Below are 12560 nucleotides of genomic sequence, written 5' to 3'. Positions count from 1 at the left end.
CTAATACCGCTTCCACACCGTCCGCTGTACAAAGTCCGTATAGCTGAGGATCAGGCGCAACACCTTGTCCGACACATTCGGCATCGCATAGTCGCCGACTAGGCACAGGGTGCGATCCTCGCCACGGCCCTGGCTCTCCAGTATCGCCAGGGCCTGGAGGACGCGGTCCCGGCCGAGACCGGTCATCATCACCGCCCCTTCTTCCATCGCTTCCGGGCGTTCATGCGCCTCCCGGATGTTGACGGCGGGGAAGTTCAGGATCGAACTTTCCTCGCTGATCGTGCCGCTATCCGAGAGCACCGCGCGGGCGTGCATCTGGAGGGCGTTGTAGGCAAGGAAGCCGAACGGCTTCATCAGCCGGACATTGGCGTGGAATTCCAGCCCGTACTGCTCGATCCGCTTGCGCGTGCGCGGGTGGGTGCTGACCAGCACCGGTTCGTCATACTGCGTGGCGATCGCGTTCAGCGTGTCGTGCAGCGCCCGCAGGTTGCGTTCGGAATCGACATTCTCCTCGCGGTGGGCGCTGACCAGGAAATAGCGGCCCGGCGCCACCCCGGCCTCGGCCAGCGCCGGCGACGCGGCGATTCCGGCGCGGTAATGGCTCAATATCTCGAACATCGGGCTGCCGGTCTTGATAACCCGTTCCGCCGGCAGCCCTTCCGCCAGCAGATAGGCGCGGGCGATGTCCGAATAAGGCAGGTTGATGTCGGCGGTATGATCGACGATGCGGCGGTTGATTTCCTCCGGTACCCGGTCGTCGAAGCAGCGGTTGCCCGCCTCCATATGGAAGATCGGAATCCGCCGCCGCTTCGCCGGGATTACCGCGAGGCAACTGTTGGTATCGCCGAGAACCAGCATCGCCTCCGGCCGGACCTCCGCCAGCACCTTGTCGACCGCGATGACGATCTTGCCGATCGTCTCCACCGCCGAACCGCCGGCCGCGTCGAGGAAATAGTCCGGTTTGCGCAGGCCGAGATCGTCGAAAAAGACCTGGTTCAGCTCGTAATCGTAATTCTGCCCGGTGTGGACGATCACATGGTCGGTGTGCTCGTCCAGCCGCGCCATCACCCGCGACAGGCGGATGATCTCCGGCCGCGTGCCGACGACGGTCATCACCTTCATGCGTGCCATGTCAAACCTTCTCGGCAATCGTATCAGGGCGCTGGCGGTCGAATATCTCGTTCGCCCAGAGCAGCGAAACCATGATGCCGTCGCCGACATTAGTCACGTCATGGGTCCATCCGGGGACCGTCTCGACGACGACAGGCGCCTCCGCGCTGGTACGCACCTCATGGACTTCACCGCTCAGCATGTGGCGAAAGCGGAACAGCGCCTCGCCGTGGACGATCAGGAACTTCTCGGTCTTGGTGTGGTGATAATGGCCGCCGCGCGTCACCCCGGGCAGGGCGTTGAAATAGGAGAATTGTCCCGCATCCCTGGTCTTCAACATTTCCGAGAATGCGCCACGCGGGTCGCGGTGGCTGGCGATCGGATAGCTGAACTCCGCCGGCGGCAGGTAGGAGACATAAGTGGCGTAGAGCGCCCGGACTAAGCCGCTGCCGACATTCTGGATCAGATTGTCGGCCCGGTCGTCGCGGAACCGCTGGACGATCTCCGCCACCGCGCCGACAGTGCTGTCATAGGCCGGAGTCACAGCGTGAAAGCCGGTGACGAAATCGCCGGCGTCGAGCTGGCCGATGAAGGCGTCTACGACATCGTCGATGTAGACCAGCGTCAGCGGCGCCGCCGGGTTGTCGATACGGATCGGCAGGCCGCGGGCGATGTTATGGCAGAAGGTGGCAACCGCGCTGTTGTAGTTCGGGCGACACCATTTGCCGAAGATGTTGGGCAGCCGATAGACGGCGACCGGCGCGCCGGTGCGTTCCGCCACGCCGAGCAGGACATCCTCCGCCGCCTTCTTGCTTTCGCCATAGGGGCCGGGTTCAACTGCCTTCGCAGACGATGCGTAGAGGATCGGGATCGGCAGGCCTGACGCCTCGACGGCATCGGCCAGCAGAGCGGCGGTGCCGCCGTTGCCGGTGGCGAATTCGGCCGGGTCCTGCGGCCGGTTGACACCGGCCAGATGGACCACCGCATCGGCAGCGCCGATCCGCTCCATCCAGTCCTGCTTGGTCGCGTCGCGCAGGATCGGCACTACGTCGAACCGGCCCGTTTCCTTCAGGCGAAGCAGCAGATTCTGCCCGACGAAGCCCGCCGCGCCGGTAACCGCAATGGTGCGGCGGCCACTCATTCAGTCGCCCTCTGGCGTATCGGCCGGATTTTCGCGGACGCGCTTGATATAATCGAGCCGCAGCAGCGTTTCCGCCATCTCGGCGCGGTCAAGGATGCGGGTGTTGTGGGAATTGAAGTCGGCATGCTCGGCAACCTCTGCATTGCCGGTTTCCACGAACGCCGCGTAGTTCAAGTCGCGATTGTCCGGCGGCACACGGTAATAGGCGCCCTGGTCCTCCGCCACCGCCATCTCCTCGCGGCTAAGCAAGGTCTCGTACAGTTTTTCGCCGTGTCGTGTACCGATCACCTTCAGCGGATGATCGGCAACGCCCATGACGTCCTTCACCGCCTGCGCCAGCGTCTCCACCGTCGCCGCCGGCGCCTTCTGCACGAACAGATCGCCGTTGTGGCCGTGGGCGAACGCATGGAGCACCAGGTCGACCGCCTCGCCCAGCGACATAACGAACCGCGTCATCGCCGGGTCGGTGATGGTCAGCGGCTTGCCGCGGCGGATCTGGTCGACGAACAGGGGAATGACAGACCCGCGCGATGCCAGCACATTGCCGTAGCGCGTCCCGCAGATCACCGTCGCGCTGCCGATCGCCAACCGCGATTGCGCGATCATCACCTTTTCCATCAACGCCTTGGAAATACCCATCGCGTTGATCGGGTAGACCGCCTTGTCGGTCGACAGGCAGACGACGCGCGACACACGGTTGGCCCGCGCCGCCTCCAGCACGTTGTCGGTGCCCATGACATTGGTCTTGACCGCTTCCATCGGGTGGAATTCGCAGGACGGCACCTGCTTCAGCGCGGCGGCGTGGAAGATGTAGTCCACCCCCTGGGTCGCGCCGGCGATCGAACGATAATCGCGTACGTCACCGAGGTAATAGCGCAGGCGCTTGTCCCGATAGAACAGGCGCTGATCCTCCTGCTTCTTCTCGTCGCGGCTGAAGATGCGGATTTCCCGGAACGGTTCGTTGATAAGCCGTTTCAAAACCGTCGATCCGAAGGACCCGGTGCCCCCGGTTATCAGAAGTATCTTCTCTTGGAACATTAGCATCCGCTTGGTTTTGCAGCAGGAGCGCCCCGCACCTGCCCGTCCTGGTGAAGCCGCATCCGGCATCCGTCTTGGACCGCAAAGCCCATAAATCGAAGCAGATGGTGGATCAAGTGCGCCGGTCTCGGCTCAACGCGATTCCGGAACGGTCAGGTAGCCAGCTCCTCGCGGTTCAGACAAAGCGCGTCTATGCTTACAATTCTGATATCGACGCAGCATCAAGGGCGGCGTGCCATTTCCCGGCCCGGAGAAATCTCAATGACCAAGAACGCAATTACCCGGCGCTGGGCAATCGGCGGGATGGCCTCAGCAACAGCGGCGCCTGCCATAGCACAGACCCTTTCGAAAAATGGCGGCAGCCTTCCTGCGGCTTGGTCCGGCGCTCCGGGCGCCGCCGTTTCCGTGTCGGAACTGGGCCTTTCCGGAAACGGTGCGCCGCGTGACCATGAAACATTGCAAGCAGCGATCGAGACGATGTCCGCCAATGGCGGCGGCACACTATATTTCCCTGACGGCACCTATAATCTTGGAAACAGGGCCCTTGTCCTTAGGAGCGGCGTTTCCCTGATCGGAAACTCCGGCCGGACAAAACTTCTCTACAATGGCAACGGCAAAGCCGTCATGCTTGATGATCGCGTAGGAAAACATGGCGATTTAAGATTTACAAATTTCACTATCGATGGATCAGGGCAAGACGCGTTCTACTGCGCCGTAAACAACGTCAAAGCATATGGCGGCGTTAACATTGATGTTTCTAACATAAATATCAAAGGAAAGTGGAACAACGGCGCAACCTACGCAAATCTCTATGGATCGTCCATATCAAGAATATCAACAGCTGGATCACACATCCTAAATGCATGCCATCGAATATTAGCAACCATTAATGGCATGGTAATGCAGAATTTATACACCGGCGGCAGTCGAGATCACAAATATTGTTTTTACATAGACGGGAACGGCCAAGCCAACCCAACAGGCAACTTACCGCAAGGCCATGACAATACATTGCTTGGATGCGTCGCCCAAGGCGGCCAATATGGCTTTTACGTGCGTCAGGCCAGCAGCCTTAACATCATCAATCCCTACACCGAAGAAGTAGCCAACCCCGTTGTCATCGGTGAGATGGGCGCAGCCAGAACCTCGAATGTCGCCATTTATGGCGGCGGGCTAGGGCATGTCACTGATCCGGAAAGGCCCTATTTTAGCCAACGCGGCCCCCGCATCCATGTCGAAAACGCACAACACACCGTCATTCACGGCCTAGACTGCTTACAAAGCTGCAGCCTTATACCCTTAACATTCAGAGGCGGCGGCGGTCGCGGTGCGAGAGGCTGGGCATCGGTCGGCAAGGATGGCAAGGTCAGCCACGCAATCGTCACCTTCCCAGGTTCAGACTATACTAGCGCGCCTGACGTGTCCGAAACGCTGTCGGGGAGCACCTACACGGCCGTTCTGGACGGGAATGCGCAGGTAGTCCGCGTGATCGTGCGGTCTGTCGGGACCAGGTTGCAGACAGCCGCTTACCCTGCGGCGGTGACATATGGCGACGGGGTACAGGGGTTGATAATCGACGCCCCCTACGCGCGCCTGATGCGCGTCGATGCGACCCAAATCACCGACACGATCATTCCGGCCATTGGCCGCCGGGCTTCCACCAGCAAAGCGAGTGGCGGCATTATCGTAACCAGCGACTTTCTGGGGTCCGGCACCGGCGAAGCGCTTGACGTCCGAAAAGTCGGCGGCACCGGACACCGGCACTTTGCGTACTGGCGGGATGAGAGCGGCGTCGAACGCGGCTGGATTTTCGAAATTCCGGTGGTTGCAGAGCCATAACCATGAGGCGGGAATCAATTCCGCGGCGCCGGCCAACGACCTGATCCGATCGTCGTTACCAAGAGCCGTTACTGCGCTACGTTTTCCGAACCCGAAACGCTTACTCTATTTCCGGGCACCGCCGCCGTCGTCAGCCCATTCCCATTTCAGTGGTGCTTCCCTGCCCCGGCCAACCGCCAGCACAGAGTCGCCTGAGCAGAGCCACTAACGGGTGGGCATTACTGCGACAGTATCCACCCATCCGATCAGGCGCCCAGCATTGCGCTCGCTGTCGGCGATCAAGGTTATCCATTGAAACGGGCAACCGGTTGGCACGGTGAAACGCGCCTTATGGACCGCCCAGTCGCCAGTCGATATCGGCCAGGGCATTGCCGCCACCAGTGCTTTGGTGTTCTCGCAAGACACTACCCAGCTCAACGCCCAGTTAGCTCCGCCCTCTTCTGCGAAACCTTCCACTGACAAAGTATGATCGCCCGGCGCGAGTGCTACGAGCTGCCGCATGATGGCATTGGACATTCCGCGTTCCACTGAAAAATTCAGTGCAATATCACTCTGCTTATCCGACCGTGCGATCCGTTCGGCCGCAACCTTGTCATTTTCCAGGAACTGCCACCGAAACGGGACGAGACCCTGCTGCTGTTCAAACCCGCCATCGCGAATACCGGCTTCCGCATTGCCGCCGGTCGTCAATGCATCCAGCGCCGCAGCGCGATCAGGCATATGTGCATTCACCAGCCGAAACGCCAACGACTGCGTGCTGCTTTCGTTTGGACGAACGCCCATCGCATCCAACTGCATGAAAAACCGCGTTGCACTGGGCAATGACGGCGCTTGTGTCGCCACCAGATGCTGAAAGGCGAAACTCCACCACCTTCCGCGACTGGCCAAGCGCGCGATCGGCGTCACCAGTTCCGGGTCGTCCAGCGCCGCGAGCAGAATCGGCGACAAAGTCTCCCAGCCCCGGCGCGACGTACTCATCGCCGCGTCAAAATGCGTCAACGCTCCGTTCACGTCATTGCGCGCGACGTTCGCTTCGATCAGCCAAAGCTCGGTGGCCAGGTCACGCCGCGAGAGGCGGTGGGCATAATTGAATATACGCTCGGCAGCCGGCCTGTCACCGCCGATATCCGCGGCCATTCCCAGCACGTTGTATACCGCCAGAACTGTCGGATCCCGCTGGAAGGCCGTCAGCGCCAGTTCGCGGGCGGCCGCCGCGACGTCCGGCTTGGGAGCCGCCAGAAGCCGCTCGCTGCCCAGCATGGCCGATGCACGCGCGTCCACCGGCCATATCTGATACGCTATGGCTGGATTGCGGCTGCGTTGATTGCCGGCCACCCCGGTCACAACGACAAGCCACAGACAGACTATCGCAACGGGGCCGGCAACAAGCGCCCGCAACACCAGGGAACGCCGCCGCGTCGCCCCGTCGGGATTGGCCTCCGACGTCTGATCAGACATCCGCCCCGGTCTTCTTCTGACCATAGCCGTAACCGTAGTCATAGCCGTAGCCGAAATGCGCATGCTTCTGGCTGAATTTCGTCAGGATCGCTCCGAGGATGTGAGCTTGCGCGTTCTGCAGACGCCCGACCGCCACCTTGCCAAGGCCGGCGCGAATTCCACGCGATTCGACCACAAAAATCGTCCCCGCGACCTTACTGGCGATCAGCGGAGCATCCGCAAGCCCCATAACCGGCGGCGCGTCCACCACGACATTGTCATAATAACGCAGTGCGTCAGCGATGACCTGTTCTATCCGGTCACTGGACAACAGTTCAGCAGCGTTCGGCGGCGGCGGCCCAGCACTGACCACGGCCAAATTATCGATTCCGCTCTCACGCGTCACATCGACGAGCGACGCATTACCCGACAAAAGGTTACTCAACCCTCTCTCATTGTCGATTCCGACGCCGACATGCACGGATGGAGACCGCATGTCGCCGTCTATCAGCAATGTACGTCGGTTGAGCCGGGCCAGGCACTGAGCGATAGCAAATGCCGTCGTCGACTTGCCTTCCGCTGGCCGCGTCGAGGTTATCATCAAACTACGCGGCACACCGTCCGCCGTCGAGAATTGGAGACTTGTCTGCGCCGACATGTAGGCCTCCGAAATCGGAGATTTCCGGTCGCTCAGCGCCTCCACAACGCTCAGATCACCATCAACGCTGGGTATTGCCCCCAGCAGCGGCAGATTAAGTGTCGCTTCCAGATCACCCGGGTCTGTTATGACCTCATCGATCTGCTCCAGAACGAAAGCCAAACCGAAACCAACCGCAGCGCCACCGACCAAGGCCAATAGCAGGTTGATCAGCGGACGTGGCCGCGACGGCGCTTCGGGAACTTCCGCCTCGTCGACAATGGAAATATTATTAGCGCCTATGCCCCCCGCGATACCGATTTCTTTATAACGCTGGAGAAGTCCATCATACAGACTGCGGTTGGTATCCACATCCCGCTGATAAATATTGTACTGGATACTACGGCGCCGAAGATTGAGGAAGTTGTTTTTCAGGGCCTCAACCTGCTGCGCCATCGCGTTTTCGCGATCCACCGCCTCACGAAATTGGGTCTGGATCGAATCCCGAACGCGCGCCTCTTCTCGAACGATGCTGCGATCGAATTGTGTGATTTGGGCCTTCAGCGCCTGCGCGGGCGGATAGCCTGGCTCGAACTGGCTCAGCATCTTTTCGTAATCCGCTGCCGCCTGCGCGCGGTCTTGACGCAGGGTCGCAATAGCCGGTGTCGTCAAATCCTCAGGCAACGCGCGCGAGGACCGTGCCTGACGCGCACGACTTTCCACAGCGACCCGCTCAGCCGTCGCCGTAGCCAGACCGGCATTGAACGCGACCAGGTCATCCGCCAACAGAGGGCGCTCTGTAGACGGGACTTTCGGGTCGGTGCTTGCCGAGCCGACACTGATAATCCGCTGGTCTGCAGCATACGCCACCAGCTTGCGCTCGGACTCGTCCAGACGCGCACGCGTCTCGGTCAAACGTTCCTCAAGAAAGCGCCGAGCGTAGGCGGTCGTCTCATAGCGCCGCTCGAGAGACGATTCGATGAACAACCTAGCCCAGGCGTTAGCGACCCGGGCAGAGAAAGCGGCGTCAGGGCTTGAGAAAGAAATGGATACGAGCCGCGACAGCCGGACCGGCGAAATCGAAATATGATCGAGCAGCGCTTCGGCCGCGTCGCGGGCGACCGCATCATTGCCCCGTCGTTCCCCTGCGCCCGTCGCCACCGGGCGCTTGATCCCGAACATGTCGAGGAACGCCTGATTATTCGCCAAACGCAAATCACGCACCACCCGGTCGGCCAGCGAGCGAGAAGCGAGCAGCCCGTACTGGGTCTGATAGAACTCCTGATCGGCGGCCGCGTTCTTTGGCTCAAGCCCATCCATTTTCAGAATCTGCGCTTCTTCGCGCGCGATCTCGACCGTGACTGTCGCCGTGTACATGCGCGTCATCAGCAAGGTTACCGCGACACCCATGAGTAGGGAGACAAGTACAGCGCCGATAATCACTCGATGCCAGCGAACGATAATTCGCCAATACTGCATCAAAAGCGGCAACGACGGTCCATCGCGCACCTGAAGCAACGATGCCGGGGGCAAGGCAGAGGCGCCATCGCGCGCAATCGTGTCAGACTTGTTCATGGAAGCAGGCGCAACTCTCGTCGAAGAGGAACTCATCGCCGATAGGCGATCAAAGTAACAAGCGGCGTTGTGATCAGCGGTGTGATTTTCAGAATCTCGGAGAACATCCGACGCGCCGGCGAGTCGCCGACAACGACGATATCGCTGGGATAAACCCGGGGATCATCATAGACCCCCTTGCGGATTGCATCCAGATTATAGAGCGCAGCGTATTGCTGGCCTTCAACCTTTCGGAACACAACGACTTCGCGCAACTTAGCGAAATCGCCAGCACCCTTGGCCGAAGCCACCGCACGCATCAGAGTCATTTCACCAATCACGGGGTAGATGCCCGGCTCGCGAACCTGCCCATCCACGGTTATGACATTACGCGCGGAATCGACGATATTGACCGTCACCTGCGGGTTCCGGACGTAGGCACGCAACCTGCCCTCAATCATGGATGAGAGCTGGGATGGGGTTTTGCCGCCAGCATCTATTGCGCCGGCGAGCGGAACGGCAACGCGTCCCGCTGTATCAACCTGGACCTCCTTGCTGCTCAGCTCTTCCAAGCCGAGCACCGTTACCGACAGCTTGTCCAACGGACCGATGATGTATGCCAGCTCGCCATCGGCGCCGACCTGCTTCGGCGCAGGCAGTTCAGCCGTATCGAGAACCTGCACCGCCGGTCCGCCCACCAGCGCCGGCCCCGTGGCGCATCCGGCCAAAGCCAGAGGCGTCGCAAACGACAACATCAAAAAGCGGGAGATCACTACGTTTCACATCTTTCTGCAGCAAGGGGGCGATGTAGACCGGTGAATCACGGCCGTAAAGCTACGAACACGTTCAACCGCCTCGTTCACGAGCCAAACGCGCACCTGCGGACAGCCACACGGCCGATATCGCCAGTAACGCTGCAATGATAGGTGTGCGAGCGGGATAGTCGACAAAACTATGCAGTAGAATCATTGCGATAAAGATCGACGCAAGACGCGCCAGTCCAATAGTAACCGAGCCACGCTTCTTGGCACGCCATACGCTCCAGCAAGAAATCCCATAGATCACAAGAACCAGAATAAGCAGCACACCAGCCAATGCGCCACCTTCTATAATGATTTCAATAATGTCGTTATGCGCGTGATTCATGTATATCTCGGCGAGCGCATCCTGCTTCTCCACCGCGCGGTAAACCGGATCGAAACTTCCAAACCCCGATCCGACGGGAAAGAACTGCTTGCCCAACGCAGAAAATTCCGAGAACAGTTTGATCCGCGCATCGCCGCTTATTACGTCCGTCTTGAACCGGTCAAGATTAGCAACCTGCAGTACAACCAGCAAAACGACGGCACTTCCTGCGACCATTCCTCCCAGCAACAGACGTCGGTCGATCCGCGATAACACACCTTCGCGCCACAACAACAGGCTGCCCATCCCTAGTCCCAAACCGGTCAGAAGGATGCCGGACCGCGACCCGGCAACGACAATTGATACCAACAGGAACACAAGGGTCGCGCTGGCAATGGCCCAGCGCAACAACGCGCTGGAAATATTCTCCAACCGGCAGAAAACGCTCCACAATGTCAGCGGAATACCAAGCGCCAGGAGCAATGCGTTGTGATTGCGATTGGCGAACAGACCCGTCCCCGTATCGAAACTGGAGACGCGATAGAGCCGAAGCGAACTGGTCGGCCCTTCCGCGAACTGAAACACCGCCATCACTCCGGTTACCAGAACAAGGATTACCACCCCAGCCAGCACCCAGTCTCGGCGGACGCGCCCCAGCCATGCCGCGGCGACCATTGCCGCTAGCGGTGGGAATACCGCGAGCAGGCTGTTCAACGTCAGGTCCGGCGTCAGACTAACAGGGCGCCAGGGCTGCTCAACACCAAGCACCGCCGCGGCTTCGGCATAGAGGCCACGCCCGGGCAGCGCTGCCCACCAATCGGGCGGCAACGGAACGAGCTGAATCGCCATAATGCCGGCCAAACCGGCCAAAAGCAGGAAAGGGGTCCGCAAATCCCGCCAGCTTTCGCGCGGGAACACCACCAACACAGCGGCCAAAGCCATAATCGCGGTCGCACGCACCAACATCTGCGAAGCCGCGTCGGCGCGTGACGCGCCGCCGCCAAACATGAGCATCACAAAAAATATGGCGATCGCGGCAACCGGAAGCCAGAAAGACAACTGTCCTGCCGACCACTTCATCTGGAACGATTTTTTCCGGTGCCTCGGCATATGTGCGTTATGCATCCTGTTGCGTGTGCATTCGCCCACTCACGATAGGGCGTCTGGAATTCGAAGCGGCATTAGCGTCTTGATCCTAAGCCGTAAACTCCGCAGCGGAGCGCTCTTATCCCTTGTCAATACAGCCCGGCTATGCGCCGATGCCGCATGCGGAAAATCCTTGTCCTGTTCGGCACACGGCCTGAGGCGATCAAGTTGTTTCCGGTGGTCGATGCCCTGCGCGGCAGGCGCGGCGTTACGGTGCGCACGCTGGCCAGCGGCCAGCATCGGGCGATGCTCGACCAAGTGCTTGCCGTCACCGGGCTCGTGCCTGACATCGTTTTGGACCTGATGCGGCCGGACCAGAGCCTCGACGCGTTGACCGCGCGACTGCTGACCGCGATCGGCCAGGCCCTCGACAGCGAACGGCCCGACCGGGTGATCGTTCAGGGCGACACAGCCACGGCGATGGCCGGCGCGCTTGCCGCCCACTACCGCCGGCTGCCGGTCTCCCATGTCGAGGCGGGACTGCGTAGCGGCGACATCTTTCAGCCCTGGCCGGAGGAAGCGAACCGGCGGGTCATCTCGGCGATCGCCGATCAGCATTTCGCGCCGACCGAGACCGCCGCCGCCGCGCTGCGCCGCGAAAATGTCGTGCCGGACCGTATCCATGTCACCGGCAACACAGTGATCGACGCGCTGCTTGCCACCCGGGCGCGGATTGCCGCCAATCCCGCGCTCGCCGCCGGGCTAGATCCGCTCTTCGCCCGCTTCGCTGGCCGGCGAATCGTCGCGGTCACCAGTCATCGGCGCGAAAATTTCGGCGACGGCATGGCGCATATCGCCGAAGCCGTACAAGCCATCGCCACCCGGCAGGACATCGCCGTAATCTTCCCGGTCCACCCTAATCCCAACGTCCGGCGCGTGATGGACGTAGTTCTGCGCAACTCGCCGAACGTCGCGCTGGTCGACCCGCTCGACTACCCCCATTTCGTCCGTCTGCTCGACATGGCCCATCTTGTCCTGACCGACAGCGGCGGCGTGCAGGAGGAGGCGCCGGCGCTCGGCAAGCCGGTGCTGGTCATGCGCGATACGACGGAGCGGCCGGAGGGGATCGCCGCCGGCACCGCTCGCCTCGTCGGCACCGACCGCGACCGGATCGTCCACGAGATGTTTACCCTGCTCGACGACACGACGGCCTACGCCCGCATGGCCCGCGCACATAACCCGTTCGGCGACGGCCATGCCAGCGATCGCATCGCGACGATCATCGCCGATGAGTCTGGATCGTCCGCCTAGCGTCTGCGTCGTCGGCCTTAGCTATATCAGCCTGCTGGCGCGGCTGCGGCAGGACCTGCGGGTGCCCGTCCACCCCGCTGACGGCGCCAACATCGCCATCGCCGACGAATTATTGCGCATTGCCGACGCGATCGGGCTGGTCGACCACGACGTGTTCCGTTCCGTCCCGTTCGACAAACGCGCTGGCAAGATCGTCTACGACACCCGCGGCATCTGGCCGGACCAGCCGAAACGCACCGAAGGCACCCCGGCGCTAAAGCTGACGGGGTAAGCGCGAGGCCG

General features: G+C 61.0%; 10 protein-coding genes. 3 read left to right on the top strand and 7 right to left on the bottom strand.

The genetic code is table 11. From position 1 onward, the window contains the following. From wecB (ACMT1E_RS02120) to ACMT1E_RS02110, 3 genes are read right to left on the bottom strand one after another with little or no spacing between them, the layout of a single operon-like run. Positions 1-1131, bottom strand: a complete 1131-nt coding sequence (wecB, locus tag ACMT1E_RS02120; protein WP_414901948.1) for a non-hydrolyzing UDP-N-acetylglucosamine 2-epimerase — start codon at positions 1129-1131, stop codon at positions 1-3. A gap of 1 nt (position 1132) precedes the next feature. Then, entirely contained in the window at positions 1133-2251 is a 1119-nt protein-coding gene (gene wbjC, locus ACMT1E_RS02115) for a UDP-2-acetamido-2,6-beta-L-arabino-hexul-4-ose reductase (protein ID WP_414901946.1), read from the bottom strand. Continuing rightward, the gene (locus ACMT1E_RS02110) at positions 2252-3229 is read right to left on the bottom strand and encodes a polysaccharide biosynthesis protein (RefSeq protein ID WP_414901944.1); all 978 of its coding nucleotides are present in this window, start codon (positions 3227-3229) and stop codon (positions 2252-2254) included. A gap of 321 nt (positions 3230-3550) precedes the next feature. On the opposite strand from ACMT1E_RS02110, the gene ACMT1E_RS02105 reads away from it, so the two are divergent. Next, complete coding sequence (locus ACMT1E_RS02105) at positions 3551-5128, top strand: glycosyl hydrolase family 28-related protein (RefSeq protein WP_414901942.1); 1578 nt, start codon at positions 3551-3553, stop codon at positions 5126-5128. 204 nt (positions 5129-5332) lie between these two features. Here ACMT1E_RS02105 and ACMT1E_RS02100 read toward each other — a convergent pair whose 3' ends face one another. From ACMT1E_RS02100 to ACMT1E_RS02085, 4 genes are all read right to left on the bottom strand, one after another. After that, positions 5333-6586 (bottom strand): tetratricopeptide repeat protein, encoded by a 1254-nt coding sequence (locus ACMT1E_RS02100; RefSeq protein WP_414901940.1) that lies wholly within the window; start codon positions 6584-6586, stop codon positions 5333-5335. Next, positions 6579-8777 carry a GumC family protein gene (locus ACMT1E_RS02095; protein WP_414901939.1) on the bottom strand — a complete coding sequence of 733 codons (2199 nt, stop codon included), beginning with the start codon at positions 8775-8777 and terminating at the stop codon, positions 6579-6581. Before ACMT1E_RS02095 ends, ACMT1E_RS02100 begins: the two co-directional genes overlap by 8 nt. Before the next feature lie 32 nt (positions 8778-8809). Next, the gene (locus tag ACMT1E_RS02090; protein WP_414901937.1) at positions 8810-9529 is read right to left on the bottom strand and encodes a polysaccharide biosynthesis/export family protein; all 720 of its coding nucleotides are present in this window, start codon (positions 9527-9529) and stop codon (positions 8810-8812) included. 73 nt (positions 9530-9602) lie between these two features. Beyond that, the gene (locus ACMT1E_RS02085) at positions 9603-10961 is read right to left on the bottom strand and encodes an O-antigen ligase family protein (RefSeq protein WP_414901935.1); all 1359 of its coding nucleotides are present in this window, start codon (positions 10959-10961) and stop codon (positions 9603-9605) included. 186 nt (positions 10962-11147) lie between these two features. Here ACMT1E_RS02085 and wecB (ACMT1E_RS02080) point away from each other — a divergent pair, with 186 nt between their 5' ends. Together wecB (ACMT1E_RS02080) and ACMT1E_RS02075 are read left to right on the top strand one after the other, a co-directional pair. After that, positions 11148-12278: a non-hydrolyzing UDP-N-acetylglucosamine 2-epimerase gene (gene wecB, locus ACMT1E_RS02080; RefSeq protein WP_414901933.1), complete on the top strand. Its 1131-nt coding sequence runs from the start codon at positions 11148-11150 to the stop codon at positions 12276-12278. Next, the gene (locus ACMT1E_RS02075) at positions 12256-12549 is read left to right on the top strand and encodes a hypothetical protein (protein WP_414901932.1); all 294 of its coding nucleotides are present in this window, start codon (positions 12256-12258) and stop codon (positions 12547-12549) included. Before wecB (ACMT1E_RS02080) ends, ACMT1E_RS02075 begins: the two co-directional genes overlap by 23 nt. The last annotated feature ends 11 nt before the right edge of the window (positions 12550-12560 follow it).

This window comes from Sphingomonas flavalba, assembly GCF_047553045.1.
In the GTDB taxonomy this organism is placed as follows: domain Bacteria; phylum Pseudomonadota; class Alphaproteobacteria; order Sphingomonadales; family Sphingomonadaceae; genus Sphingomonas_L; species Sphingomonas_L flavalba_A.
Note: the sequence above shows the minus strand (reverse complement) of the source record. Positions and strands in the feature narration are given on the sequence as shown.

Excerpts from the sequence above, each read along its gene's own strand:
- ACMT1E_RS02105 (WP_414901942.1), top strand. The coding sequence starts at position 3,551 with ATGACCAAGAACGCAATTACCCGGCGCTGGGCAATCGGCGGGATGGCC.
- wbjC (WP_414901946.1), bottom strand. The coding sequence starts at position 2,251 with ATGAGTGGCCGCCGCACCATTGCGGTTACCGGCGCGGCGGGCTTCGTC.
- ACMT1E_RS02100 (WP_414901940.1), bottom strand. The coding sequence starts at position 6,586 with ATGTCTGATCAGACGTCGGAGGCCAATCCCGACGGGGCGACGCGGCGG.
- ACMT1E_RS02095 (WP_414901939.1), bottom strand. The coding sequence starts at position 8,777 with ATGAACAAGTCTGACACGATTGCGCGCGATGGCGCCTCTGCCTTGCCC.
- wecB (WP_414901933.1), top strand. The coding sequence starts at position 11,148 with ATGCGGAAAATCCTTGTCCTGTTCGGCACACGGCCTGAGGCGATCAAG.
- wecB (WP_414901948.1), bottom strand. The coding sequence starts at position 1,131 with ATGGCACGCATGAAGGTGATGACCGTCGTCGGCACGCGGCCGGAGATC.
- ACMT1E_RS02085 (WP_414901935.1), bottom strand. The coding sequence starts at position 10,961 with ATGAAGTGGTCGGCAGGACAGTTGTCTTTCTGGCTTCCGGTTGCCGCG.
- ACMT1E_RS02075 (WP_414901932.1), top strand. The coding sequence starts at position 12,256 with ATGAGTCTGGATCGTCCGCCTAGCGTCTGCGTCGTCGGCCTTAGCTAT.